This is a genomic window from Kitasatospora sp. Ki12, from assembly GCF_054601375.1.
The window spans coordinates 3288603-3314169 of sequence record NZ_BAAIHT010000001.1; the positions used below are offsets into that span (position 1 = coordinate 3288603).

The window sequence follows — 25567 nt, forward strand, 5'->3', positions numbered from 1 at the left end:
CAAGGGGGAGCGCCACGTGCGTCGAAGGAACGAGGCGGAAGGCACGGGCGAGCGAAGCGAGCTCGTCGTCGGATGCCGCGCATTGTGCGAAGCGCCTGCCGAGCGAAGCGAGGCGGGAGCGTGAGCAACACCGCTGCCGCGACCGGCTACTGCCGGGTGACGGTCGTCGCCCCGGACCGCCGGATCGACGTCGCCCTGCCCGAGGACGTCCCGCTCGCCGACGTCTACCCCGAGGTGCTGCGGCTGGCCAACCAGAACCAGCCCGACGGCACCCCCACCGGCTTCCACCTGGTCCGCCGCGACGGCACCGTCCTCGACAGCGGCCTGCCGCTGGCCGCCCAGCAGGTCCGCGACGGCGACCTGCTCGCGCTGCGCCCCTTCGCCGAGTCCCTGCCGCCGGCCGTCTACGACGACGTCGCCGACGCCATCGCCAGCGCCGTCGAGGCCGACCGCCGGTTCTGGACCGCCGAGCTGATGCGCGGCTTCGGCCTGATCGGTGCCGGGGTGCTGCTCACCCTGCTCGGCTTCGCGCTCTGGTTCTCCGACCTGCGCCACGACATGCACGGCCTGCCCGGCGTGCTGGCCGGCGTCACCGCGGTCGTGCTCACCGCGCTGGCCGGCGTCCGGGCCCGGGTCTACCAGGACGCCCACGCCGGCCTCGCCCTCGGCCTCGGCGCGCTGCCGCACGCCATGATCGGCGGCAGCGGCGTCATCGCCGTCGCCCACCCGTGGGACGGCCCCGGCCGGCTCCAGTTCCTGGCCGGCTGCGTCGCCGTCCTGGTGGTCGCCGTGCTGCTGACCGGCCTGCTGCCGGAGAAGGACGCGGTGTTCGTCGCCGCCGCCCTGGTCGCCACCGCCGGCGCGCTCGCCACCTTCGCCGCCGTCCTGATGCCGGCGACGCCGGCCGGGCACATCGCCGCCGTCACCGGGGTCGCGGCCGTCGCCGCCGTCGGCTTCCTGCCCAGCCTCTCGGCCCGCTTCGCCCGGCTGCCGGTCGGCTTCAGCGCCCCCGGCCAGACCCGCACCCGCAGCCGCGACTACGACGAGGAGGCCGAGCGCGCCGAGGCCGTCCAGTACGAGCGGATCGCCCACCAGGCCCGCCGCGGCCACGAGGTGCTGGTCGGCCTGGTCGGCGGCTGCGCCGCGGTCGTGGTCGGCGCCTGCGCCGTCCTCGGCTTCACCGACGAGACCTTCCCCGAGCTGCTCGCGCTCGCGCTGGGCCTGGCCACCATGCTGCGCGCCCGGCTGTTCCGCTACACCGCGCAGGTGCTCAGCCTCACCGTGGCCGGCCTGCTCGGCCTGTGCCTGCTGATCGTCGGGCTGTCCCTGCACACCCCGCAGTTCTTCCTGCGGGTGGCCGGCTCCACCACCCAGCTCGACCTGCGCACCGTCTGGCTGGCCGCCTCCATCGCCTTCGGCGCCGCGCTGCTGGTCGCGATCGCCCTGGTGGTGCCCCGGCTCGGCGTCTCCCCGTTCTGGGGGCGCATCCTGGACCTGGTCGACAGCCTCACGCTGATCTCGCTCGTCCCGCTGGCGCTCGCCGTCCTGGACGTGTACCGGCTGGTCCGCGGCGCCACCGGCTGACCCGTCCGGCCCCGCGGCGCAGCCCGTCGTCCACCTGCCGCCCACCCCGCCGCCCACCCCGCCGCCCACCCGCCGACCGGCGAGGTGGGCGGCACTGGTACGCTGGCCTTCGAGCGCAGCCGTGTGTCCGTCGCCCCTCCGTGGGCCGCAGAGTGCCGGCCGCGCTCGCGACACCGAGTTCTCGATGAGTCCTGTGTTGTCGACCAGGACCGCTCGGTACACCCGAAGGAGTTGCAGTGGCTCTCGCCTCTGACGTCAAGAAGCAGATCTTCGCCGAGTTCGGCCAGAAGGAGGGCGACACCGGTTCCCCCGAGGTCCAGGTGGCCATGCTCTCCCGCCGCATCTCGGACCTGACCGAGCACCTCAAGCAGCACAAGCACGACCACCACTCGCGTCGTGGCCTGCTGATCCTCGTCGGCCAGCGCCGCCGCCTGCTGCAGTACCTGGCCAAGAAGGACATCGAGCGTTTCCGTACGCTCGTCGACCGCCTGGGCATCCGCCGCGGTGCCGCCGGTGGCGCCCGCTAAGACCGCCGCTCGGGGCGGCTCCCCACACCGGGGAGCCGCCCTTCGCGCGTATGCCGCGACCCCCGGGCCGCGGCGCCCGGACATAACAACTCGCGCGCACCTCCCCGGGTGCCCGAGGATTGCACCGTAGGGTTGTGGGCATGCCGGGTGATGGCGCACCAGCGCGCCACCCGGGCAGACAGACCCGAACCCCCCGCGGGACGAAGGCTTCAAACGGAAGCCGCCCGCATCCGAGAGAGCGTCCAGACGCGGACCGCCCGTCCCGGCCCGGCAGCCGTGAGGCGCCGGTCCTCGGTAGTGGCCGCCGGAACCCCCGCAGACCGAGCGGGGCACTCCGGAGGCTTCGATCGAAGACCGGCCCGACTGCCCGTCCTCCCCGGCAGGGAGGGCCCAGGGCCAACCCCAGGCAACGACGCGGGGACGCTCTCCCGGAGACGTACGAAAGAGGAGATCTTCCAGGTGGAAGAGAACGTGTTCTACGCCGAGGCCGTTATCGACAACGGTTCCTTCGGCACCCGTACCATCCGCTTCGAGACCGGCCGTCTGGCCCGTCAGGCCGGCGGCTCCGCCGTGGCCTACCTGGACGACGACACCATGGTGCTGTCGGCCACCAGCGCGTCCAAGCAGCCGAAGGAGCACTTCGACTTCTTCCCGCTGACCGTGGACGTCGAGGAGCGGATGTACGCCGCGGGCCGCATCCCCGGCTCGTTCTTCCGTCGCGAGGGCCGGCCCTCCGAGGACGCGATCCTCACCTGCCGCCTGATCGACCGCCCGCTGCGCCCGTCCTTCGTCAAGGGCCTGCGCAACGAGGTCCAGGTCGTCGTCACCGTGATGGCGCTCAACCCCGACCACCTGTACGACGTGGTCGCGATCAACGCCGCCTCCGCCTCCACCCAGCTGGCGGGCCTGCCGTTCTCCGGCCCGATCGGTGGCGTGCGCGTCGCGCTGATCAACGGCCAGTGGGTGGCCTTCCCGACCCACACCGAGCTGGAGTCGGCCGTCTTCGACATGGTCGTCGCCGGTCGCGCCCTGCCGGACGGCGACGTCGCGATCATGATGGTCGAGGCCGAGGCCACCGACAAGACCATCAAGCTGGTCGAGGGCGGCGCCGACGCGCCGACCGAGGAGGTCGTGGCCTCCGGCCTCGAGGCCGCCAAGCCGTTCATCAAGGTCCTCTGCGCCGCGCAGGCCCAGCTGGCCGCCCAGGCCGCCAAGCCCACCGGTGAGTTCCCGGTCTTCCTGGACTACCAGGACGACGTCCTCGCCGCGCTGACCGCCGCCGTCAAGGACGAGCTCGCCCAGGCCCTCACCATCCCGGGCAAGCAGGAGCGCAACAACGAGCTGGACCGCGTCAAGGCGCTGGCCGCCGAGAAGCTGCTCCCCGAGTTCGAGGGCCGCGAGAAGGAGATCAGCGCCGCCTACAACGCGCTGACCAAGAAGACCGTCCGCGAGCGCGTCATCAAGGACAAGGTCCGCATCGACGGCCGCGGTGTCACCGACATCCGCACCCTGGCCGCCGAGGTCGAGGCCATCCCGCGGGTGCACGGCTCGGCCCTGTTCGAGCGCGGCGAGACCCAGATCCTGGGTGTCACCACGCTGAACATGCTGCGCATGGAGCAGCAGCTGGACACGCTCTCCCCGGAGACGCGTCGCCGCTACATGCACAACTACAACTTCCCGCCGTACTCGGTCGGCGAGACCGGCCGCGTGGGCTCGCCCAAGCGCCGCGAGATCGGCCACGGCGCGCTGGCCGAGCGGGCCATCCTGCCCGTGCTGCCCACGCGCGAGGAGTTCCCGTACGCCATCCGCCAGGTCTCCGAGGCGCTCGGCTCCAACGGCTCCACCTCGATGGGCTCGGTCTGCGCCTCGACCATGTCGCTGCTGAACGCCGGTGTGCCGCTGAAGGCCGCCGTCGCCGGTATCGCCATGGGCCTGATCTCCCAGGAGATCGACGGTGAGACCCACTACGTGACCCTCACCGACATCCTCGGCGCCGAGGACGCGTACGGCGACATGGACTTCAAGGTCGCCGGTACCCGCAACTTCATCACCGCCCTCCAGCTGGACACCAAGCTGACCGGCATCCCGGCGTCGGTGCTCGCCGCCGCGCTGAAGCAGGCCAAGGACGCCCGCCTGCACATCCTCGACGTGATGAACGAGGCCATCGACTCCCCGGACGAGATGTCCCCGAACGCGCCGCGCATCATCACCATCAAGATCCCGGTGGACAAGATCGGTGAGGTCATCGGCCCCAAGGGCAAGATGATCAACCAGATCCAGGAGGACACCGGCGCCGAGATCACGATCGAGGACGACGGCACCATCTACATCGGTGCCGCCGACGGCCCGGCCGCCGAGGCCGCCCGCACCACGATCAACCAGATCGCCAACCCGACCATGCCGGAGGTCGGCGAGCGCTACCTGGGCACCGTGGTCAAGACCACGACGTTCGGCGCGTTCGTGTCGCTGATGCCGGGCAAGGACGGCCTGCTGCACATCTCGCAGATCCGCAAGCTGGCCGGCGGCAAGCGCGTCGAGAACGTCGAGGACGTCCTCGGCGTCGGCGCCAAGGTCCAGGTCGAGATCGCCGAGATCGACCCGCGCGGCAAGCTCTCCCTGATCCCGGTCATCGAGGGCGAAGAGGACGGCGAGGCCGCTTCCGAGTGAAGCGCCGCTAGCTGACCCCCGCGGCCCGTACGCCTCACGGCGTGCGGGCCGCACCCCGTTGTCCACGCTTTCGTCCGCACGTGTGCTCACCCCGCGTGCGAATCCTCTGGAGGTACCCCCCGTGGCGCAGGCCCCGGCGGTAAAGCAGCGTCCCGGCACCACCCGGACCCTGCTCAAGGGCGTCGACGGCGCCGGCACGGTGCGCCGCACCGTCCTCCCCGGCGGCCTGCGGGTCGTCACCGAGACCCTGCCGACGGTGCGCTCCGCGACCTTCGGCATCTGGGTCGGCGTCGGCTCGCGGGACGAGACCCCGCAGCTCAACGGCGCCACCCACTACCTGGAGCACCTGCTCTTCAAGGGCACCGAGCGGCGCAGCGCGCTGGACATCTCGGCGGCCCTGGACGCGGTCGGCGGCGAGATGAACGCCTTCACCGCGAAGGAGAACACCTGCTACTACGCCCGGGTCCTGGACACCGACCTGCCGCTGGCCATCGACGTGGTCTGCGACATGCTCACCGGCTCGCTGATCCGCCCCGAGGACGTCGACGCCGAGCGCGGCGTCATCCTCGAGGAGATGGCGATGGCCGAGGACGACCCGGGCGACGTGGTGCACGACCTGTTCGCCAAGGTGATCTACGGCAGCGGCCCGCTCGGCCGTCCGATCCTCGGCACCCAGGAGACCATCAAGGCGCTCACCCGGGACCAGATCGCCGGCTTCTACCACCGCCGCTACCGGCCCGAGAACCTGGTCGTCTCGGCGGCCGGCAACCTCGACCACCGCAAGGTCGTCAAGCAGGTCGAGCGGGCCTTCGCGGCCGTCCTGGCCCGCTCGGAGGCGGCCCCCGCCGAGGCCCGCCGCGGCGTGAAGGCGCTGCGCACGGCCGGCAAGGTCGAGGTGCTCAACCGGTCCACCGAGCAGGCCCACCTGGTGCTGGGCGTGCCCGGCGTGCCGCGGCACGACGAGCGCCGCTGGGCGATGGGCGTGCTCAACGCGGCCCTGGGCGGCGGGATGAGCTCCCGGCTGTTCCAGGAGGTCCGGGAGAAGCGCGGCCTGGCGTACTCGGTCTACTCGTACTCCTCGTCCTACGCGGACAGCGGCCTGTTCGGCATCTACGCCGGCTGCCAGCCCAAGCGGGTCGAGGAGGTGCTGCGGATCTGCCGCGAGGAGCTGGCCAAGGTGGTCGCCGACGGCATCACCGAGGAGGAGCTGCGCCGCGCGATCGGACAGATCTCCGGCTCCACCGTGCTCGGCATGGAGGACACCGGCTCGCTGATGAACCGGATCGGCAAGGCCGAGCTCAGCTACGGCCACCACCTGTCGGTGGACGACATGCTGGACCGGATCGCGGCGGTGACCCTGGAGGACGTCCACGCGGTGGCCCGTGATGTGCTGGGCGCGTACCGGCCGTCGCTGGCGCTGATCGGCCCGATCAACGACAAGCGGGCCGCCAAGCTCGCCGACCTGCTGGTGTGAGAGGACTTTCGCAATGACGCTGCGTGTCGCCGTGATCGGGGCCGGGGGCCGGATCGGCTCGGAGGCGGTCAAGGCCGTCGAGGCCGCACCGGACATGGAGCTGGTGGCCGCCCTGGGCCGCGGCTCCAGGCTGGAGGAGCTGACGGAGGCCGGGGCGCAGGTCGCCGTCGAGCTGACCCACCCGGACTCGGTGATGGGCAACCTCGACCACTGCCTCCACCACGGCATCCACGTGGTCACCGGCACCACCGGCTGGACGGACGAGCGGCTGGCCACCGTCCGCGGCTGGCTGGAGCAGGCCCCGGAGCTCGGCCTGCTGATCGCCCCGAACTTCTCGATCGGCGCGATCCTCGGCATGAAGTTCTCGCAGGTCGCGGCGAAGTACTTCGAGTCGGTCGAGGTCGTCGAGCTGCACCACGACCGCAAGGCGGACGCCCCCAGTGGCACCGCCACCCGGACCGCGCAGCTGATCGCCGCGGCCCGGGCCGAGGCCGGCCGCCCGGCGCAGCAGGACCCGACCACCCACAGCCTGCCCGGCGCCCGCGGCGCCGACGTGGACGGGGTGCCGGTGCACGCCGTACGGCTGCGCGGGCTGCTCGCCCACCAGCAGGTGATGTTCGGCGACACCGGCGAGACGCTCACCATCCGGCACGACTCGCTGCACCACAGCAGCTTCATGCCGGGCATCCTGCTGGGCGTGCGCAAGGTCGTCGAGACGCCGGGGCTGACCTTCGGCCTCGAACACTTCCTGGACCTGTGAGCCCTGAATGACCTCCCGTACCGGTTTCTTCGTCCTGTCCGGCGTGCTGCTGCTGGTCGCCCTGCTCTGCGTGGGGGAGGGCGTCCAGCTGATCGCGACCGGCAAGCCGCTCGGCATCGGCATCGGCGTGTGCGCCTTCGTCATCCCGGTGATCGGCGTCTGGTTCCTGCGCCAGACCGTCTGCTTCGGCCGGGACAGCGAGCGGCTCGCCCGTGAGCTGGAGGCCGAGGGCGGCCTGCCGGTGGACGAGCTGAAGCGCACCACCGGCGGGCGGATCGACCGGGCCTCGGCCGACGAGGTCTTCGCCCGCCGCCGGGCCGAGGCCGAGGAGGCGCCGGGCGACTGGCGGGTCTTCTTCCGCCTCGCCGTGGCCTACGCCGACGCCGGCGACACCCCGCGCGCCCGCAAGACCATGCAGCACGCCATCAAGCTGCACAGCACCGAACCCGCAAGGAGCAACGCGTGAGCGACGAACCGACGGCCCCCAGTTTCCGCAGCGACGTGACGGTGGAGCTGGTCCGCAGCGCCGCCTCCGACTCGGACGTCATCTGGGCGGCCCGCGTCTCGACCGCGGGGGAGCAGTCCCTGGAGGCGCTCTCGCAGGACCCGGAGAAGTCCAAGGGCCTGATCAACTTCCTGATGCGGGACCGGCACGGCACGCCGTTCGAGCACAACTCGATGACCTTCTTCATCAGCGCGCCGATCTTCGTGTTCCGGGAGTTCCACCGACACCGCAGCGGCTGGTCGTACAACGAGGAGTCCGGCCGCTACCGCCAGCTGGACCCGGTCTTCTACGTGCCGGCCGAGGACCGCAAGCTGGTCCAGGAGGGCCGTCCGGGCAAGTACGAGTTCACCGAGGGCACGCCCGAGCAGCACGCGACCACCACCGCGGCGATGGAGGCCTCGTACCGCGAGTCCTACGCCCGCTACCAGGAGATGCTGGCGGCCGGCGTGGCCCGCGAGGTGGCCCGCGCGGTGCTGCCGGTCGGCTTGTTCTCGTCGATGTACGCGACCTGCAACTCGCGCTCGCTGATGCACTTCCTCTCGCTGCGGACCAAGCGGGAGAACTCGGCGGTGCCGTCCTTCCCGCAGCGCGAGATCGAGATGGTCGCCGAGCAGATGGAGGAGCAGTGGGCCCGGCTCATGCCGCTCACCCATGCGGCCTTCGAGAAGCACGGCCGGGTCGCCCCCTGACCTGGGACGACGGGCATATGGACCGAGTGTCTGGCATGTCTGGATTGCGGCTTTTCTAGCCGCTCCCTACATTCGTGAACACGGATCCCGGTGCTGCCTGAACCCCCGAGCGGGCAGCACCGGGATCCCATCCCAGCGCCTGTTTCCACCGCTCGGCGCCGCTGCCCCCGTCCGAACCCTGGACCGGTGTGGATACCGCCCCACCGCCTACGAGTAGTTTTGGACACATGGCTCCGACCTCCACCCCCCAGACGCCCTTCGGCCGGGTCCTGACCGCGATGGTCACCCCGTTCACCGCCGACGGCGGAATCGACCTCGACGGCGCCCAGCGCCTCGCCACGCACCTCGTCGACTCCGGCAACGACGGTCTCGTCGTCAACGGCACCACCGGTGAGTCCCCGACCACCAGCGACGAAGAGAAGTCCCAGCTGGTCCGCGCCGTGGTGGAGGCGGTCGGGGATCGCGCCCACGTGGTGGCCGGCGTCGGCACCAACGACACCCACCACAGCATCGGGCTCGCCCGGCAGGCGCAGGCCGCCGGGGCGCACGGCCTGCTGGCCGTCACGCCGTACTACAGCAAGCCCCCGCAGGAGGGCCTGTACCGGCACACCGTCGCCCTCGCCGACGCGACCGAGCTGCCGGTCATGCTGTACGACATCCCGGGCCGCAGCGGGGTCGCGCTGAGCCACGAGACGTTGGTCCGCCTCGGCGAGCACCCGCGGATCGTCGCCAACAAGGACGCCAAGGGCGACCTCGGCGCCGCGGCCTGGGCGATCGCCCGCTCCGACCTGGCCTGGTACTCCGGCGACGACATCCTGAACCTGCCGCTGCTGTCCGTCGGAGCCGTCGGCGTGGTCAGCGTCGTCGGGCACGTCGTGGCCGGCGAGCTGCGCGCGATGATCGACGCCTTCCTGGCCGGCGATGTGGTCAAGGCCACCAGCATCCACCAGCGCCTGCTGCCGGTGTTCAGCGGTATGTTCCGCACGCAGGGCGTCATCCTCACCAAGGCCGCGCTGGACCTCCAGGGCCTGCCGGCCGGACCGCTGCGGCTCCCGCTGGTCGGCGCGACGCCCGAGGAGATCGCTCGATTGAAGCAGGATCTCGCCGCCGGCGGGGTACACCTGTAGCAGACACGGACGTGCGCGCCCCGGCTCGCCGGACCCTCCCGGGTCCGCCGCTGGACCGGACCGAAGGCGCGGAAGCACAGACCCAGTAGGAAAACGACACTGAGTACGCACGCCATATGTCGCCGGGGGAGGACCCCGGGCATATGGCGTGCGTCGTGAGGAGAGTCTTTTGAGCCACCCGCACCCCGAACTCGGCGCACCCCCGGCCCTGAAGGAGGGCGCCCTCCGCATCACTCCGCTCGGCGGCCTCGGCGAGATCGGCCGCAACATGACGGTCCTCGAATACGGGGACCGCATGCTGATCATCGACTGCGGCGTCCTCTTCCCCGAGGACGAGCAGCCCGGCGTGGACCTGATCCTCCCGGACTTCACCTACATCCGGGACCGCCTCGACAAGGTCGACGGCATCGTCCTCACCCACGGCCACGAGGACCACATCGGCGCCGTCCCGTTCCTCCTGCGGGAGAACCCGGACATCCCGCTGATCGGCTCCAAGCTGACCCTGGCCCTGATCGAGGCCAAGCTCGCCGAGCACCGGATCCGTCCGTACGTGCTGGAGGTCAAGGAGGGCGAGCGCGAGCGCATCGGCCCCTTCGACTGCGAGTTCATCGCGGTCAACCACTCCATCCCGGACGCCCTCGCCGTGGCCGTCCGCACCCCCGCCGGCATGGTCGTGGCCACCGGTGACTTCAAGATGGACCAGCTGCCGCTCGACGGCCGCCTGACCGACCTGCCGACCTTCGCCAAGCTGGCGGAGGAGGGCATGGACCTCCTGCTGGTGGACTCCACCAACGCCGAGGTCCCCGGCTTCATCCCGCACGAGCGGGACATCTCGGCGGCGCTGCGAAACGTTTTCGCGAACGCGGACAAGCGCATCATCGTCGCCTCCTTCGCCAGCCACGTGCACCGCATCCAGCAGGTCCTGGACGCCGCGCACGAGTACAAGCGCAAGGTCGCCTTCGTCGGCCGCTCGATGGTCCGCAACATGGGCATCGCCCGCGACCTCGGCTACCTGAAGGTCCCCGGCAACATGGTCGTGGACGTCAAGCAGCTGGACGACCTCCCGGACAAGGAGGTCGTGCTGATCTGTACCGGCTCGCAGGGCGAGCCGATGGCCGCGCTGTCCCGGATGGCCAACCGCGACCACCAGATCCGCATCGTCGAGGGCGACACCGTCGTCCTGGCGTCCTCCCTGATCCCCGGCAACGAGAACGCCGTCTACCGGGTGATCAACGGCCTGACCCGCTGGGGCGCCAAGGTCGTGCACAAGGGCAACGCCAAGGTGCACGTCTCCGGTCACGCCTCCGCCGGCGAGCTGCTCTACTTCTTCAACATCTGCAAGCCGCGCAACCTGATGCCGGTCCACGGCGAGTGGCGTCACCTGCGCGCGGCCGCGGAGCTGGGCATCGCCACCGGCGTGCCGCGCAACCGGGTGGTCATCGCCGAGGACGGCGTCTGCGTCGACCTGGAGAAGGGCGTCGCCCGGATCGTCGGCAAGGTCCAGGCCGGGTACGTCTACGTGGACGGCTCCTCGGTCGGCGACATCACCGAGGCTTCGCTCAAGGACCGCAGGATCCTCGGCGAGGAGGGCTTCATCTCGGTCTTCGTCGCGGTCGACTCGGCCAACGGCAAGATCGTCGGCGGCCCGACCATCCAGGCCCGCGGCTCCGGCATCGACGACAACGCCTTCGCGCCCGTGGTCGCCAAGCTCCAGGAAGCCCTGGACCGCTCGGCGAGCGACGGCGTGATCGAGCCGCGCCAGGTGCAGCAGCTGGTCCGCCGGACCATCGGCAAGTGGGTCGCGGACAACTACCGCCGCCGGCCGATGATCCTGCCGGTCGTGGTCGAGGTCTGACGCTCGCCGTCGATCGTTCGTCCCCGGCTGAGGCAGGCCTGAGGCTGGTTTGACGTGGGGCGGCCCGGTGCGTAATGTTCTCCGGGTTGCCCCACGGGACGACCCCTCGGAACGGGCTCGAATCTGAATTCGAGAACTACCGGGGAAAACGGCCCGAGAAACTCTGGTAGAGTTCGGGAGCGCCGAAAGGCAAAAGCCGATTCGATGAATGAAACTCCGGAAAACGGAGCGGAAAACATCTGATAAGCTGGAAACACGAAAGAACGAAGCCCGGAGGGCCTGCTGGAAGGCAGTCCGAAGGAAGCGTCCGTTCCTTGAGAACTCAACAGCGTGCCAAAAGTCAACGCCAGATATGTTGACATCCCCGGCCTCGATCACTTGATCGGGGTTGGAGATTCCTTTTGAAGTAAAACACTAGCGAGGACGCAGTGCGCGGGATCACCCTATTCCGGTGGTTGCCGTGCCGCTCAACGCGGGTGTCGACCGGATTACCGGTAAACATTCACGGAGAGTTTGATCCTGGCTCAGGACGAACGCTGGCGGCGTGCTTAACACATGCAAGTCGAACGGTGAAGCCCTTCGGGGTGGATCAGTGGCGAACGGGTGAGTAACACGTGGGCAATCTGCCCTGCACTCTGGGACAAGCCCTGGAAACGGGGTCTAATACCGGATATGACCTTCCTCCGCATGGGGGTTGGTGTAAAGCTCCGGCGGTGCAGGATGAGCCCGCGGCCTATCAGCTTGTTGGTGGGGTAATGGCCTACCAAGGCGACGACGGGTAGCCGGCCTGAGAGGGCGACCGGCCACACTGGGACTGAGACACGGCCCAGACTCCTACGGGAGGCAGCAGTGGGGAATATTGCACAATGGGCGAAAGCCTGATGCAGCGACGCCGCGTGAGGGATGACGGCCTTCGGGTTGTAAACCTCTTTCAGCAGGGAAGAAGCGCAAGTGACGGTACCTGCAGAAGAAGCACCGGCTAACTACGTGCCAGCAGCCGCGGTAATACGTAGGGTGCGAGCGTTGTCCGGAATTATTGGGCGTAAAGAGCTCGTAGGCGGCCTGTCGCGTCGGATGTGAAAGCCCGGGGCTTAACCCCGGGTCTGCATTCGATACGGGCAGGCTAGAGTGTGGTAGGGGAGATCGGAATTCCTGGTGTAGCGGTGAAATGCGCAGATATCAGGAGGAACACCGGTGGCGAAGGCGGATCTCTGGGCCATTACTGACGCTGAGGAGCGAAAGCGTGGGGAGCGAACAGGATTAGATACCCTGGTAGTCCACGCCGTAAACGTTGGGAACTAGGTGTTGGCGACATTCCACGTCGTCGGTGCCGCAGCTAACGCATTAAGTTCCCCGCCTGGGGAGTACGGCCGCAAGGCTAAAACTCAAAGGAATTGACGGGGGCCCGCACAAGCAGCGGAGCATGTGGCTTAATTCGACGCAACGCGAAGAACCTTACCAAGGCTTGACATATGCCGGAAACACCTGGAGACAGGTGCCCCCTTGTGGTCGGTATACAGGTGGTGCATGGTTGTCGTCAGCTCGTGTCGTGAGATGTTGGGTTAAGTCCCGCAACGAGCGCAACCCTTGTTCTGTGTTGCCAGCATGCCTTTCGGGGTGATGGGGACTCACAGGAGACTGCCGGGGTCAACTCGGAGGAAGGTGGGGACGACGTCAAATCATCATGCCCCTTATGTCTTGGGCTGCACACGTGCTACAATGGTCGGTACAAAGGGCTGCGATGCCGCGAGGCGGAGCGAATCCCAAAAAGCCGGCCTCAGTTCGGATTGGGGTCTGCAACTCGACCCCATGAAGTTGGAGTTGCTAGTAATCGCAGATCAGCATGCTGCGGTGAATACGTTCCCGGGCCTTGTACACACCGCCCGTCACGTCACGAAAGTCGGTAACACCCGAAGCCGGTGGCCTAACCCGTAAGGGGAGGAGCCGTCGAAGGTGGGACCAGCGATTGGGACGAAGTCGTAACAAGGTAGCCGTACCGGAAGGTGCGGCTGGATCACCTCCTTTCTAAGGAGCACATGGCCGCTTGCAGGCGAATGTTCTGCACGGTCGCTCATGGGTGGAACGTTGACTATTCGGCACAGGAAGAGATCGGACGTGAGTACTGCTTCGGCGTGGAAAGCGATCTGGGATTGACTGTGTCGGGCACGTTGTTGGGTCCTGAGGGAACGGAAACGTTGTCTCAGTGCCGGCCTCACTTGAGGTGGTCTTCGGATCATTGAGGGTGTGTGACTGGTCGTTGTTTGAGAACTGCACAGTGGACGCGAGCATCTGTGGCCAAGTTTTTAAGGGCGCACGGTGGATGCCTTGGCACTAGGAACCGATGAAGGACGTGGGAGGCCGCGATAGGCCCCGGGGAGCTGTCAACCGAGCTTTGATCCGGGGGTGTCCGAATGGGGAAACCCGGCAGTCGTCATGGGCTGTCACCCGCTGCTGAACACATAGGCAGTGTGGAGGGAACGCGGGGAAGTGAAACATCTCAGTACCCGCAGGAAGAGAAAACAACCGTGATTCCGGGAGTAGTGGCGAGCGAAACTGGATGAGGCTAAACCGTATTGGTGTGAGACCCGGCAGGGGTTGCCAATGCGGGGTCGTGGGATTTTTCTTGATCGGTCTGCCGGCCGGTCGGCGAGTCAGAAACCGTATGGGTAGTCGAAGGACATGCGAAAGGTCCGGCGTAGAGGGTAAGACCCCCGTAGACGAAATCTGTACGGCTCGTTTGAAGAACTCCCAAGTAGCACGGGGCCCGAGAAATCCCGTGTGAATCTGGCGGGACCACCCGCTAAGCCTAAATATTCCCTAGTGACCGATAGCGGATAGTACCGTGAGGGAATGGTGAAAAGTACCGCGGGAGCGGAGTGAAATAGTACCTGAAACCGTGTGCCTACAAGCCGTGGGAGCGTCGTTCATCAGCTTGCTGGTGGGCCGTGACTGCGTGCCTTTTGAAGAATGAGCCTGCGAGTTTGCGGTGTGTAGCGAGGTTAACCCGTGTGGGGTAGCCGTAGCGAAAGCGAGTCCGAATAGGGCGATACAGTTGCATGCCCAAGACCCGAAGCGGAGTGATCTAGCCATGGGCAGGTTGAAGCGCGGGTAAGACCGTGTGGAGGACCGAACCCACCAGGGTTGAAAACCTGGGGGATGACCTGTGGTTAGGGGTGAAAGGCCAATCAAACTCCGTGATAGCTGGTTCTCCCCGAAATGCATTTAGGTGCAGCGTCACGTGTTTCTTGCCGGAGGTAGAGCACTGGATAGGCGATGGGCCTTATCGGGTTACTGACCTTAGCCAAACTCCGAATGCCGGTAAGTGAGAGCGTGGCAGTGAGACTGTGGGGGATAAGCTCCATGGTCGAGAGGGAAACAGCCCAGAACACCGACTAAGGTCCCTAAGCGTGTGCTAAGTGGGAAAGGATGTGGAGTCGCAGAGACAACCAGGAGGTTGGCTTAGAAGCAGCCACCCTTGAAAGAGTGCGTAATAGCTCACTGGTCAAGTGATTCCGCGCCGACAATGTAGCGGGGCTCAAGCACATCACCGAAGTCGTGTCATTGCAGCATGAAGGGCCAACGCCTGCTGTGATGGGTAGGGGAGCGTCGTGTGCCGGGTGAAGCGGCGGTGGAAACCAGTCGTGGACGGTATACGAGTGAGAATGCAGGCATGAGTAGCGATACAAGAGTGGGAAACTCTTGCGCCGATTGACCAAGGGTTCCTGGGTCAAGCTGATCTGCCCAGGGTAAGTCGGGACCTAAGGCGAGGCCGACAGGCGTAGTCGATGGACAACGGGTTGATATTCCCGTACCCGCTTTGAAGCGCCAACGCTGAACCTCTTGATGCTAAGCCCGTGAAGCCGTCCTGGAGCCTTCGGGCAAAGGGAAGTGGTGGAGCCGGTGACCCAACAGGGTAGTAGGTGAGCGATGGGGTGACGCAGGAAGGTAGTCCAGCCCGGGCGGTGGTAGTCCCGGGGTAAGGGTGTAGGCCGAGTGATAGGCAAATCCGTCACTCATTGAGGCTGAGACCTGATGCCGAGCCGATTGTGGTGAAGTGGATGATCCTATGCTGTCGAGAAAAGCCTCTAGCGAGTTTCATGGCGGCCCGTACCCCAAACCGACTCAGGTGGTCAGGTAGAGAATACCGAGGCGTTCGGGTGAACTATGGTTAAGGAACTCGGCAAAATGCCCCCGTAACTTCGGGAGAAGGGGGGCCATTCCTGGTGATGGGTCTTGCACCTTGAGCTGGGGGTGGCCGCAGAGACCAGCGAGAAGCGACTGTTTACTAAAAACACAGGTCCGTGCGAAGCCGTAAGGCGATGTATACGGACTGACGCCTGCCCGGTGCTGGAACGTTAAGGGGACCGGTTAGCTCCATTTCGGTGGGGCGAAGCTGAGAACTTAAGCGCCAGTAAACGGCGGTGGTAACTATAACCATCCTAAGGTAGCGAAATTCCTTGTCGGGTAAGTTCCGACCTGCACGAATGGCGTAACGACTTCTCGACTGTCTCAACCATAGGCCCGGTGAAATTGCATTACGAGTAAAGATGCTCGTTTCGCGCAGCAGGACGGAAAGACCCCGGGACCTTTACTATAGCTTGATATTGGTGTTCGGTTCGGCTTGTGTAGGATAGGTGGGAGACTTTGAAGCAGCAACGCCAGTTGTTGTGGAGTCGCCGTTGAAATACCACTCTGGTCGTGCTGGATGTCTAACCTGGGTCCGTGATCCGGATCAGGGACAGTGTCTGGTGGGTAGTTTAACTGGGGCGGTTGCCTCCTAAAGGGTAACGGAGGCGCCCAAAGGTTCCCTCAGCCTGGTTGGCAATCAGGTGTTGAGTGTAAGTGCACAAGGGAGCTTGACTGTGAGACTGACGGGTCGAGCAGGTACGAAAGTAGGGACTAGTGATCCGGCGGTGGCTTGTGGAAGCGCCGTCGCTCAACGGATAAAAGGTACCCCGGGGATAACAGGCTGATCTTCCCCAAGAGTCCATATCGACGGGATGGTTTGGCACCTCGATGTCGGCTCGTCGCATCCTGGGGCTGGAGTAGGTCCCAAGGGTTGGGCTGTTCGCCCATTAAAGCGGTACGCGAGCTGGGTTTAGAACGTCGTGAGACAGTTCGGTCCCTATCCGCTGTGCGCGTAGGAGTGTTGAGAAGGGCTGTCCCTAGTACGAGAGGACCGGGACGGACGAACCTCTGGTGTGCCAGTTGTCCTGCCAAGGGCATGGCTGGTTGGCTACGTTCGGGAGGGATAACCGCTGAAAGCATCTAAGCGGGAAGCCTGCTTCGAGATGAGCACTCCCACCTCCTTGAGAGGGTAAGGCTCCCAGTAGACGACTGGGTTGATAGGCCGGATATGGAAGCCCTGTAAGGGGTGGAGTTGACCGGTACTAATAGGCCGAGGGCTTGTCCTCAGTTGCTCGCGTCCACTGTGTTGTTCTGAAACAACGACCCACCCGAAAATGTTCGGGTGTCGGTTGACAGTTTCATAGTGTTTCGGTGGTCATAGCGTGAGGGAAACGCCCGGTTACATTCCGAACCCGGAAGCTAAGCCTCACAGCGCCGATGGTACTGCAGGGGGGACCCTGTGGGAGAGTAGGACGCCGCCGAACAATCATTCCAAAAAGCCTCATCCGGATCCCGGATGGGGCTTTTTGCGTTTCCGGGAAAGCGGGCCGGACCCCTGCCGAGTGACCCCCGCCGAGTGGCTGGTGCACCGTCAATATGCCGCTAAAACCGCCTGATCAGCGGACTGATCCGCGGAAAATCGCTGCTCACGCCGTAGTCTCGAAGGGCAGGGGAACAGGTGTCCGGGGGTGGCTCCCGGACACGGCCGGATCAAGAATGGTGCTCATGGGACGAGGCAGGCTGCGCATCTACCTCGGGGCGGCCCCCGGGGTCGGCAAGACGTACGCCATGCTCGCCGAGGCGCACCGGCGGCAGGAACGCGGTACGGACGTCGTGGTGGCGTTCGTGGAGGACCACGGCCGCAGGCGCACCGCGGACATGGTCGCCGGGCTGGACGTCGTGCTGCGGCAGCAGGTGCTGCACCGGGGCGCGCGGTTCTCCGAGATGGACCTGGACGCGGTCCTCGCCCGCCGGCCGCAGGTGGCCCTGGTGGACGAGCTGGCCCACACCAACGTCCCGGGGTGCCGCAACGAGAAGCGCTGGCAGGACGTCGAGGAGCTGCTGGCGGCCGGGATCGACGTGATCTCCACCGTCAACGTGCAGCACCTGGAGTCGCTGGGCGACGCCGTCGCGGGCATCACCGGGGTGCGCCAGCGCGAGACCGTCCCGGACGAGGTGGTCCGGCGGGCCGATCAGATCGAGCTCGTGGACATGTCCCCGCAGGCGCTGCGGCGGCGGCTGGCGCACGGGAACGTGTACGCGCCGGAGAAGATCGACGCGGCGCTCGCCAACTACTTCCGTCCCGGGAACCTCACCGCGTTGCGCGAACTCGCGCTGCTGTGGACCGCCGACCGGGTGGACGAGTACCTGCAGAAGTACCGGGCCGAGCAGGGCATCGAGGGCACCTGGCAGGCCCGGGAGCGGATCGTGGTGGGCCTGACCGGCGGGCCGGAGGGGGCGACGCTGATCCGGCGGGCCGCCCGGATCGCGGCCCGCGTGTCGGGCGGTGAGCTGCTCGCCGTGCACATCTCCCGCTCGGACGGCCTCGTGGGTTCGGGCTCGCCGCAGATGCTGATCGAGCAGCGGGCGCTGGTGGAGAGCCTCGGCGGCTCCTTCCACGCGGTGCTGGGCGACGACCCGGCCGCCGGCCTGCTGGACTTCGCCCGGGGTGTGAACGCCACCCAGATCGTGCTGGGCACCAGCCGCCGGCCCGGCTGGCAGTACCTGTACGGCCCGGGCGTGGGCACCACGGTGACCCGGGAGGCCGGGGACATCGACGTCCACATGGTCACCCACGAGAACGCGGGGCACGGGCGCGGCAGGATTCCGGTCCGCCGGATCACCGACCTGGGCCGGACCAGGACGATCGCCGGCTGGCTGATCGGGCTGGGCGGTCCGCCGCTGATGGCGATCGTGCTGACCGCGATCGGCGGGCTGGGGCTCTCCACCGACATGCTGCTGTTCCTGTCGCTGACGGTGTGCGCGGCGCTGGTCGGCGGGCTGCTGCCGGCGATCGGTTCGGCGCTGGTCGGCTCCTCGGTGCTCAACTACTACTTCACGCCGCCGCTGCACACCTTCACCATCAACGAGCCGCAGAACATCATGGCGGTGGCGATATTCACCATCGTCGGCATATCGGTGGCCTCCGTGGTGGACCTGGCGGCCCGGCGCACCCACCAGGCGGCCCGCAGCCAGACCGAGGCGCAGACGCTCAGCGCGCTGGCCGGCACGATGCTGCGCGGCGCGCCGAACGGCGACGGGGTGCTGACCGCGCTGATGGAGCAGGTCCGGGAGACCTTCGGGCAGGAGAGCGCGGCGTTGCTGGAACGCCCGGATCCGCTCGGCCCGTGGGTGGCGGTGGCCACCGCCGGGCCGCGGCCGCCGGAGCGGCCGGAGGAGGCCGACGTGGACGTCCCGGTCGGCGAGAGCCTGGCGCTGGTGCTGCGCGGCCGGGTGCTGCCGGGGGCGGACCGGCGGCTGCTGGGGGCCTTCGCCGCGCAAGCGGCGGTGGTGCTGGAGCGCCGCCGGCTGGCCCGGGAGGCCGCGGCGGCCCGCCGGGAGGCCGAGGGCAACCGGATCCGGACCGCGCTGCTGGCCGCCGTCTCGCACGACCTGCGCACCCCGCTGGCGGGCATCAAGGCCTCGGTGAGCTCGCTGCGTTCGGCGGATGTCGACTGGGCCCCGGAGGACGAGGCCGAGCTGCTGGCCGGGATCGAGGACGGGGCCGACCGGCTGGACCACCTGATCAACAACCTGCTCGACATGAGCCGGCTGCAGACCGGGACGGTCACCCCGCTGATCCAGGAGACCGACCTGGACGAGGTGGTGCCGTTCGCGCTCGGCGGCGTACCGCTGGAGTCCGTCCGGCTGGACGTGCCGGAGACGCTCCCGATGGTGCGGGCCGACGGCGGGTTGCTGGAGCGCTCGCTGGCCAACCTGGTCGAGAACGCCGTCAAGTACAGCCCGGACGGCGTCCGGGTGCTGGTGAAGGCCGATGTGCTGGAGCAGCCGGGGCTGCCGGACCGGGTCGAGCTGCGGATCGTCGACCGCGGACCGGGGGTGCCGGAGGAGGCCAAGGAGCGGATCTTCGCCCCGTTCCAGCGTTACGGCGACGCGCCACGCGGCGCCGGGGTGGGCCTCGGGCTCGCGGTGGCGCGCGGCTTCGTCGAGGCGATGGACGGTAGCGTCACCGCCGAGGACACCCCCGGCGGCGGCCTCACCATGGTCGTCAGCCTGCCCGCCGTCGAACGGCCGCCCGAGCCGGAGGAACCGGGTGCGTCGCACGGCGACGGGAGTGATCCGCTGCCGGAGCTGATCACCTGAGAACCGGCGGCGCACCGGTCGGGCCCGTCACCCCGGTGCCGCCCGCCGTCCCGAGAGCCACTCCTCCCGCGATCGAGGCGGTTCGTCGATCCGGTTCATCGATCCAGTCCCACAGTCCGCAAGCCCAGACAGCCCCGAAAGTTCAGACAGCCCCGAAAGGCGGAGCCCGCACATGACCCGGGTCCTCGTCGTGGACGACGAACCACAGATCGTCCGCGCGCTGGTGATCAACCTCAAGGCCCGCAAGTACGAGGTGGACGCGGCCCATGACGGCGCGAGCGCCCTGGAACTGGCCGCCGCCCGCCATCCGGACGTGGTCGTCCTCGACCTGGGCCTGCCCGACATGGACGGGGTCGAGGTGATCCGCGGCCTGCGCGGCTGGACCCGGGTCCCGATCATCGTGCTGTCGGCCCGGCACGCCTCGGACGAGAAGGTCGAGGCCCTGGACGCCGGCGCCGACGACTACGTGACCAAGCCGTTCGGCATGGACGAGCTGCTCGCCCGGATGCGGGCCGCCGTGCGGCGGGCCGAGCCGGTGGCCGGGGAGGCCGACTCGCTGGTCGTCACCGAGAGCTTCACGGTCGACCTCGCGGCCAAGAAGGTCAACCGGGACGGCGCCGACGTCCGCCTCACCCCGACCGAGTGGCACCTGCTGGAGGTGCTGGTCCGTAACGCCGGGCGGCTGGTCAGCCAGACCCAGCTGCTGCAGGAGGTGTGGGGCCCGGCCTACCGCACCGAGACCAACTACCTGCGGGTCTACCTCGCGCAGCTGCGCCGCAAGCTGGAGCGCGACCCCTCGCACCCGCGCCACTTCATCACCGAGCCGGGAATGGGATACCGGTTCGAGAGCTGACGGCCGGTGCCCCCGGTGGTTGAACGACCTGCCGCCGGGGCCCCGGAACCCGGTACCCTTCGGGCATGAGTGGTGACAACAGCAGCGGCCAGCCGCAGGGGCGGTTCCGCCGCATGCTCAGCAGGCTGACCTCCTCGGCCGAGGAACTGGACGCCGAGGATCTGCGCCAGGAGAGTGCCGCGGAGTCGGGTTGCACGCCGATCGCCGGCTGCGGCGACCGCGAGCTGGTCACCGTCGCGGGCACGCTGCGCACGGTGACGCTCCGCCCGCGGGCCGGGGTGCCGGCCCTGGAGGCCGAACTCTTCGACGGCACCGAGCCCCTGGACGTGGTCTGGCTCGGACGCCGCTCGATCGCGGGCATAGAGCCCGGCCGCAGGCTGGTCGCCAGCGGTCGGATCAGCCACGCGCGCGGGCGCCGCGTGCTGTTCAACCCCCGCTACGAGCTGCGTCCGGTCGGACACGGGAGCGAATGAGCGTGAGCAACCTGCCCGGCGGCGAGACCGCCGCCCAGCTCGACCCGGTCGTCGACGCGGCGGCGGAGGAAGCCGCCCGCAAGGCCGCCTCCAAGGAGGCCGCCGACACCGTCCTGAAGGCCTTCGGCGGCGTGCGCGGCATGATCGACATGACGCTGCCCGGCCTGGTCTTCATCGTCACGTACAACCTCACCCACCAGGTCAGCACCTCGGCGTGGGCGGCGCTCGGACTGAGCGCCCTGTTCGTGGTGGCCCGGCTGGCGAAGCGGGAGACCATCCAGCACGCCTTCAGCGGGGTGTTCGGCGTCGCGCTGGGCGCCTGGATCTCGATGAAGAGCGGCAAGGCCGAGGACTTCTACCTGCCAGGCCTGCTCTGGAACGTCGGCTACTGCATCGCGCTGGCGACGTCCGCGCTGGTGCGCTGGCCGATGATCGGCGTGATGCTCGGCCCGATCACCGGTGAGATGTTCACCTGGCGCAAGGAGAACCCGGGCCGACTGGCCGCCTACACCAAGGCGACCTGGGCCTGGGTGCTGATCATGGGCCTCAAGCCGCTGGTCCTCTTCCCGCTGTACTTCACCCACAACGTCAATCTGCTGGGCTGGCTGAAGGTCGCCCTCGGCATCCCGCCGCTGCTGCTGGCGATGTACGTGACGTGGCAGATCCTGCTGAAGGCGCCGCCGCCGATCAAGGCGCAGCTGGACGACGAGGAAGAGCCGGTGAAGTAGCCGCTCCCGCGAAGGCCGAGGGCCCGCACCCACCCCTGGAATCCGGGGAGTGGTGTGCGGGCCCTCGGCCGTGCTCGCGCTGCTACTGGGCGCCGGAGGTGGCCGACAGCAGCTCCTCCAGCTCCTCCTCGCGCTCCTGCGCGGCGACGAAGAGCAGCTCGTCGCCGCCCTCCAGGGTGTCGTCCTTGCCCGGCACCAGCACCCGGCCCTCGCGGATGATGGTCACCAGCGCGGTGTCCTGCGGCCAGGCGACGTCACCGACCCGGGTGCCGACCAGCTCGGTGTCGGAGGCCAGGGTCAGCTCGACCAGGTTGGCGTTGCCCTGGCTGAAGCGCATCAGCCGGACCAGGTCGCCGACGCTGACCGCCTCCTCGACCAGGGCGGACATCAGGCGCGGCGTGGACACGGCCACGTCCACGCCCCAGGACTCGTTGAAGAGCCACTCGTTCTTGGGGTTGTTCACCCGGGCGACCACCCGCGGCACCGCGTACTCGGTCTTGGCGAGCAGCGAGACGACCAGGTTGACCTTGTCGTCACCGGTGGCGGCGATCACCACGTGGCAGCGCTGCAGGGCGGCCTCGTCCAGCGAGGTGATCTCGCAGGCGTCGGCCAGCAGCCACTCGGCCATGGGCACCCGCTCCACCGAGATGGAGTTGGGGTTCTTGTCGATCAGCAGGACCTCGTGGCCGTTCTCCAGCAGCTCGCCCGCGATCGAGCGGCCCACGGCACCGGCCCCGGCAATGGCGACGCGCATCAGTGACCCTCCTCCTTCGGCCCCTGCGCGAACGCGGCCTCGACGGCCGTCAGGTCGCCCCGGCGCAGCATCACGTGCACCAGGTCGCCCTCCTGCACCACCATCTGCGGCGTGGGCAGGACGCCCTCGCCGAGCCGGGTGACGAACGCCACCCGGGCGCCGGAGGCCTCCTCCAGCAGGCCGATCCGGTGGCCGACCCAGCGTGGGTCGTAGGCGACCTCGGCGAGCTGCACGCCGCCGCTCGGGTCCTGCCACAGCGGCTCGGCGCCGCTCGGGAGCAGCCGGCGCAGCATCTGGTCGGCGGTCCAGCGGACCGTCGCGACGGTGGGGATGCCCAGGCGCTGGTACACCTCGGCGCGGCGGGGGTCGTAGATCCGGGCCGCGACGTTCTCGACGCCGAAGTTCTCCCGGGCCACCCGCGCGGCGATGATGTTGGAGTTGTCGCCGCTGGAGACCGCGGCGAACGCGCCGGCCTCCTCGATGCCCGCCTCGCGCAGGGTGTCCTGGTCGAAGCCGACGCCGGTCACCCGGCGCCCGTTGAACCCGGCGCCCAGCCGGCGGAACGCGGTCGGGTCCTGGTCGACCACGGCCACCGAGTGGCCCTGTTTCTCCAGCGCTCTCGCGAGGGCCGAGCCCACGCGGCCACAGCCCATGATGACGATGTGCACCGGCGCTACCTCACCCGTTCCGTCGGGGTACTGACCTGCGCAAACACCGTTCATCTCCCTTTCCCGCCGGGCCTTGCCGGGCGAGCGTTCTCGTGGGGTGCCGGCCTCGGCAACATCCGACAACCCGAGTGTTGCCCACCGACTCGTATCCGACACGCTAGCCGGTCCGTAGAACGCAGTCGCGACGAAGGGGGGGACAAACGGCGGAGCCTTGTCCGGGGAACCCCTACGATTCCTTACCGTGCCTATGCCGAAAGACCTTCCGAAACGCATCCTGATCGGGCGCGCGCTGCGCAGCGACAAGTTGGGCGAAACACTTCTTCCCAAGCGGATCGCGCTGCCCGTGTTCGCCTCGGACGCGCTCTCCTCGGTCGCGTACGCCCCCGAGGAGATCCTGCTCACGCTCTCAGTCGCGGGCGCCTCGGCGATCCACTTCTCGTGGCAGATCGGCGTCGTCGTCGCGGTCGTGATGCTCGCCGTGGTCGCCTCGTACCGACAGAACGTGCACGCCTATCCCAGTGGTGGCGGCGACTACGAGGTCGCGACCGTCAACCACGGGCCGGCCGCCGGTCTGGTGGTCGCCAGCGCGCTCATGGTCGACTACGTGCTCACCGTGGCCGTGTCGACCACGTCGGGCGTCGCCAACGTCGTCTCCGCCGTTCCCTCCCTACGCGGCCATGAACTGGTCGTGTCGGTGATCGTCGTCATCGTGCTGATGGGGATGAACCTGCGCGGTGTGCGCGAATCCGGTTCCGCCTTCGCCGTTCCCACCTACGCCTTCATGATCGGCGTCATAGGGATGGTCGGCTACGGGTTCGTCCGGCACTTCGTGCTCGGCCAGGACATGCCCGCCGAGAGCTCCGGCTTCACGCTGGAGGCCACCCCGGGCAACGCGTCGCTGGGTGGCATCGCCCTGGTGTTCCTGCTGCTGAAGTCGTTCTCCTCCGGCTGTGCCGCGCTCACCGGCGTGGAGGCGATCTCCAACGGCGTACCGGCCTTCCGCAAGCCGAAGAGCAAGAACGCCGCCACCACCCTGCTGATGATGGCGAGCATCGCCGTCGTGATGTTCATGGGCATCATCTGGCTGGCCCGGCTGACCGGCGTCCAGATGGCCGAGAACCCGGCCGAGCAGCTCGGCGGCGCCGGGGAGGGCTACCACCAGAAGACCGCGCTGGCCCAGATCAGCGAGGCCGTGTTCAGCAACTTCACGCCCGGCTTCTACTTCGTCGCCGCCGTGACCGGCCTGATCCTGGTGCTGGCCGCCAACACCGCCTTCAACGGCTTCCCGGTGCTCGGCTCGATCCTGGCCCAGGACCGCTACCTGCCGCGCCAGCTGCACACCCGCGGTGACCGGCTGGCGTTCTCCAACGGCATCATCCTGCTGGCGATCGCCGCGATCCTGTTCGTCATCGCCTTCGACGCCGACCCGAACCGGCTGATCCAGCTCTACATCGTCGGCGTCTTCGTGTCGTTCAACATGAGCCAGTCCGGCATGATCCGGCACTGGACCCGGCTGCTGCGCACCGAGACCGACCCGGCCAAGCGCGCCCACATGCAGCGCAGCCGGGCGATCAACACCTTCGGCCTGGTGATGACCATGGCGGTGCTGATCGTCGTCCTGGTCACCAAGATCAGCCACGCCTGGATCGCGATCGCGGCGATGGTCGTGCTGTTCGTGATGATGAAGGGCATCCGCCGCCACTACGACCGGATCTCCGAGGAGCTCATCGCCGCGGAGGAGCCGGACGACGTGGTGCTGCCCACCCGGGTGCACGCCATCGTGCTGGTCTCCAAGCTGCACAAGCCTGCGCTGCGCGCCCTCGCGTACGCCAAGCTGGCCCGTGCGCACACCCTGGAGGCCATCACGGTCAACGTGGACCCGGCCGACACCGCGGCGCTGCGCCAGGAGTGGGACGAGCGCGGCATCGAGGTGCCGCTCAAGGTGCTGGACTCGCCGTTCCGCGAGATCACCGGGCCGGTCCTGGACTACGTGAAGAACCTGCGCCGCAGCAGCCCGCGCGACGTGGTGTCGGTCTACATCCCCGAGTACGTGGTCGGCCACTGGTACGAGCACCTGCTGCACAACCAGAGCGCGCTGCGGCTCAAGGGGCGGCTGCTGTTCAAGCCCGGTGTGATGGTCACCTCGGTGCCCTGGCAGCTGGAGTCCTCGGAGCGGCGCAAGCCGCAGAAGGCCTGGTCGGCGCCGGGTGCCGTCCGGCGTGGCGAGCCTCGGGCCCCGAAGGCCGTAAAGTCGAAGGATTCCGTCTCCACCGGTACGAACGCCGGTGGCACCTCCGACCGCAGCAAGGACTCCTCCCAGTGACGCGCAACACTCCGTCCCGCTCCTCGGGCTCTTCCGGCAAGGGCTCCCGCCGGGGCGGCTCCCAGCCCGGGCAGGTCTCCCGGCCGCGCTGGGGCCGGCCGTCCCGTCCGGAGGCCACCGACCGCGACG

16 protein-coding genes and 3 rRNA genes are annotated in these 25567 nt (G+C 68.2%); 17 read left to right on the forward strand and 2 right to left on the reverse strand.

What is annotated here, in order from left to right; genetic code table 11:
• Positions 1–72 precede the first annotated feature (72 nt).
• From eccD to ACYP53_RS14560, 16 genes are all read left to right on the forward strand, one after another.
• Positions 73–1584, forward strand: a complete 1512-nt coding sequence (eccD, locus tag ACYP53_RS14485) for a type VII secretion integral membrane protein EccD (protein ID WP_189924728.1) — start codon at positions 73–75, stop codon at positions 1582–1584.
• Positions 1585–1820: 236 nt separating this feature from the next.
• Positions 1821–2111, forward strand: coding sequence for a 30S ribosomal protein S15 (rpsO, locus tag ACYP53_RS14490; RefSeq protein ID WP_189924737.1), 291 nt, complete (start codon positions 1821–1823; stop codon positions 2109–2111).
• Between the two features lie 459 nt (positions 2112–2570).
• On the forward strand, positions 2571–4778 hold the full coding sequence (locus ACYP53_RS14495; RefSeq protein ID WP_189924739.1) for a polyribonucleotide nucleotidyltransferase: 2208 nt from the start codon (positions 2571–2573) through the stop codon (positions 4776–4778).
• A 121-nt stretch (positions 4779–4899) separates the two neighbouring features.
• Positions 4900–6252, forward strand: a complete 1353-nt coding sequence (locus tag ACYP53_RS14500; RefSeq protein ID WP_229929167.1) for a M16 family metallopeptidase — start codon at positions 4900–4902, stop codon at positions 6250–6252.
• A gap of 13 nt (positions 6253–6265) precedes the next feature.
• On the forward strand, positions 6266–7012 hold the full coding sequence (dapB, locus tag ACYP53_RS14505; protein WP_189924741.1) for a 4-hydroxy-tetrahydrodipicolinate reductase: 747 nt from the start codon (positions 6266–6268) through the stop codon (positions 7010–7012).
• 7 nt (positions 7013–7019) lie between these two features.
• A complete protein-coding gene (locus tag ACYP53_RS14510; protein WP_459647614.1) occupies positions 7020–7478 on the forward strand; it encodes a hypothetical protein in 459 nt (152 codons plus the stop codon).
• Entirely contained in the window at positions 7475–8206 is a 732-nt protein-coding gene (gene thyX / locus ACYP53_RS14515; RefSeq protein WP_189924745.1) for an FAD-dependent thymidylate synthase, read from the forward strand. The genes ACYP53_RS14510 and thyX overlap by 4 nt, the downstream gene beginning before the upstream one ends.
• Positions 8207–8433: 227 nt before the next feature.
• The gene (gene dapA, locus ACYP53_RS14520) at positions 8434–9333 is read left to right on the forward strand and encodes a 4-hydroxy-tetrahydrodipicolinate synthase (RefSeq protein WP_189924747.1); all 900 of its coding nucleotides are present in this window, start codon (positions 8434–8436) and stop codon (positions 9331–9333) included.
• Positions 9334–9502: 169 nt separating this feature from the next.
• A complete protein-coding gene (locus ACYP53_RS14525; protein WP_189924749.1) occupies positions 9503–11188 on the forward strand; it encodes a ribonuclease J in 1686 nt (561 codons plus the stop codon).
• A 501-nt stretch (positions 11189–11689) separates the two neighbouring features.
• A 16S ribosomal RNA gene (locus tag ACYP53_RS14530) occupies positions 11690–13213 on the forward strand.
• Positions 13214–13481: 268 nt separating this feature from the next.
• A 23S ribosomal RNA gene (locus ACYP53_RS14535) occupies positions 13482–16602 on the forward strand.
• A gap of 81 nt (positions 16603–16683) precedes the next feature.
• A 5S ribosomal RNA gene (gene rrf / locus ACYP53_RS14540) occupies positions 16684–16800 on the forward strand.
• Together the 16S, 23S and 5S rRNA genes form the textbook arrangement of a ribosomal RNA operon.
• 241 nt (positions 16801–17041) lie before the next feature.
• Entirely contained in the window at positions 17042–19639 is a 2598-nt protein-coding gene (locus ACYP53_RS14545; RefSeq protein ID WP_459647615.1) for an ATP-binding protein, read from the forward strand.
• A 172-nt stretch (positions 19640–19811) separates the two neighbouring features.
• Positions 19812–20492, forward strand: a complete 681-nt coding sequence (locus ACYP53_RS14550; RefSeq protein ID WP_049657530.1) for a response regulator — start codon at positions 19812–19814, stop codon at positions 20490–20492.
• Between the two features lie 65 nt (positions 20493–20557).
• Positions 20558–20965 carry an OB-fold nucleic acid binding domain-containing protein gene (locus tag ACYP53_RS14555; protein WP_189923799.1) on the forward strand — a complete coding sequence of 136 codons (408 nt, stop codon included), beginning with the start codon at positions 20558–20560 and terminating at the stop codon, positions 20963–20965.
• Complete coding sequence (locus tag ACYP53_RS14560; RefSeq protein ID WP_189923797.1) at positions 20962–21693, forward strand: DUF3159 domain-containing protein; 732 nt, start codon at positions 20962–20964, stop codon at positions 21691–21693. The genes ACYP53_RS14555 and ACYP53_RS14560 overlap by 4 nt, the downstream gene beginning before the upstream one ends.
• Before the next feature lie 82 nt (positions 21694–21775).
• On the opposite strand, the gene ACYP53_RS14565 is transcribed toward ACYP53_RS14560, so the two are convergent.
• Together ACYP53_RS14565 and ACYP53_RS14570 are read right to left on the reverse strand one after the other, a co-directional pair.
• Positions 21776–22447, reverse strand: coding sequence for a potassium channel family protein (locus ACYP53_RS14565; protein WP_030060763.1), 672 nt, complete (start codon positions 22445–22447; stop codon positions 21776–21778).
• Complete coding sequence (locus ACYP53_RS14570; protein ID WP_189923795.1) at positions 22447–23115, reverse strand: potassium channel family protein; 669 nt, start codon at positions 23113–23115, stop codon at positions 22447–22449. Before ACYP53_RS14570 ends, ACYP53_RS14565 begins: the two co-directional genes overlap by 1 nt.
• A gap of 247 nt (positions 23116–23362) precedes the next feature.
• On the opposite strand from ACYP53_RS14570, the gene ACYP53_RS14575 reads away from it, so the two are divergent.
• Positions 23363–25438, forward strand: a complete 2076-nt coding sequence (locus ACYP53_RS14575) for an APC family permease (protein WP_189923793.1) — start codon at positions 23363–23365, stop codon at positions 25436–25438.
• The last annotated feature ends 129 nt before the right edge of the window (positions 25439–25567 follow it).

Excerpts from the sequence above, each read along its gene's own strand:
- eccD (WP_189924728.1), top strand. The coding sequence starts at position 73 with ATGCCGCGCATTGTGCGAAGCGCCTGCCGAGCGAAGCGAGGCGGGAGC.
- dapB (WP_189924741.1), top strand. The coding sequence starts at position 6,266 with ATGACGCTGCGTGTCGCCGTGATCGGGGCCGGGGGCCGGATCGGCTCG.
- ACYP53_RS14510 (WP_459647614.1), top strand. The coding sequence starts at position 7,020 with ATGACCTCCCGTACCGGTTTCTTCGTCCTGTCCGGCGTGCTGCTGCTG.
- dapA (WP_189924747.1), top strand. The coding sequence starts at position 8,434 with ATGGCTCCGACCTCCACCCCCCAGACGCCCTTCGGCCGGGTCCTGACC.
- ACYP53_RS14545 (WP_459647615.1), top strand. The coding sequence starts at position 17,042 with ATGGGACGAGGCAGGCTGCGCATCTACCTCGGGGCGGCCCCCGGGGTC.
- ACYP53_RS14550 (WP_049657530.1), top strand. The coding sequence starts at position 19,812 with ATGACCCGGGTCCTCGTCGTGGACGACGAACCACAGATCGTCCGCGCG.
- ACYP53_RS14555 (WP_189923799.1), top strand. The coding sequence starts at position 20,558 with ATGAGTGGTGACAACAGCAGCGGCCAGCCGCAGGGGCGGTTCCGCCGC.
- ACYP53_RS14560 (WP_189923797.1), top strand. The coding sequence starts at position 20,962 with ATGAGCGTGAGCAACCTGCCCGGCGGCGAGACCGCCGCCCAGCTCGAC.
- ACYP53_RS14565 (WP_030060763.1), bottom strand. The coding sequence starts at position 22,447 with ATGCGCGTCGCCATTGCCGGGGCCGGTGCCGTGGGCCGCTCGATCGCG.
- ACYP53_RS14575 (WP_189923793.1), top strand. The coding sequence starts at position 23,363 with ATGCCGAAAGACCTTCCGAAACGCATCCTGATCGGGCGCGCGCTGCGC.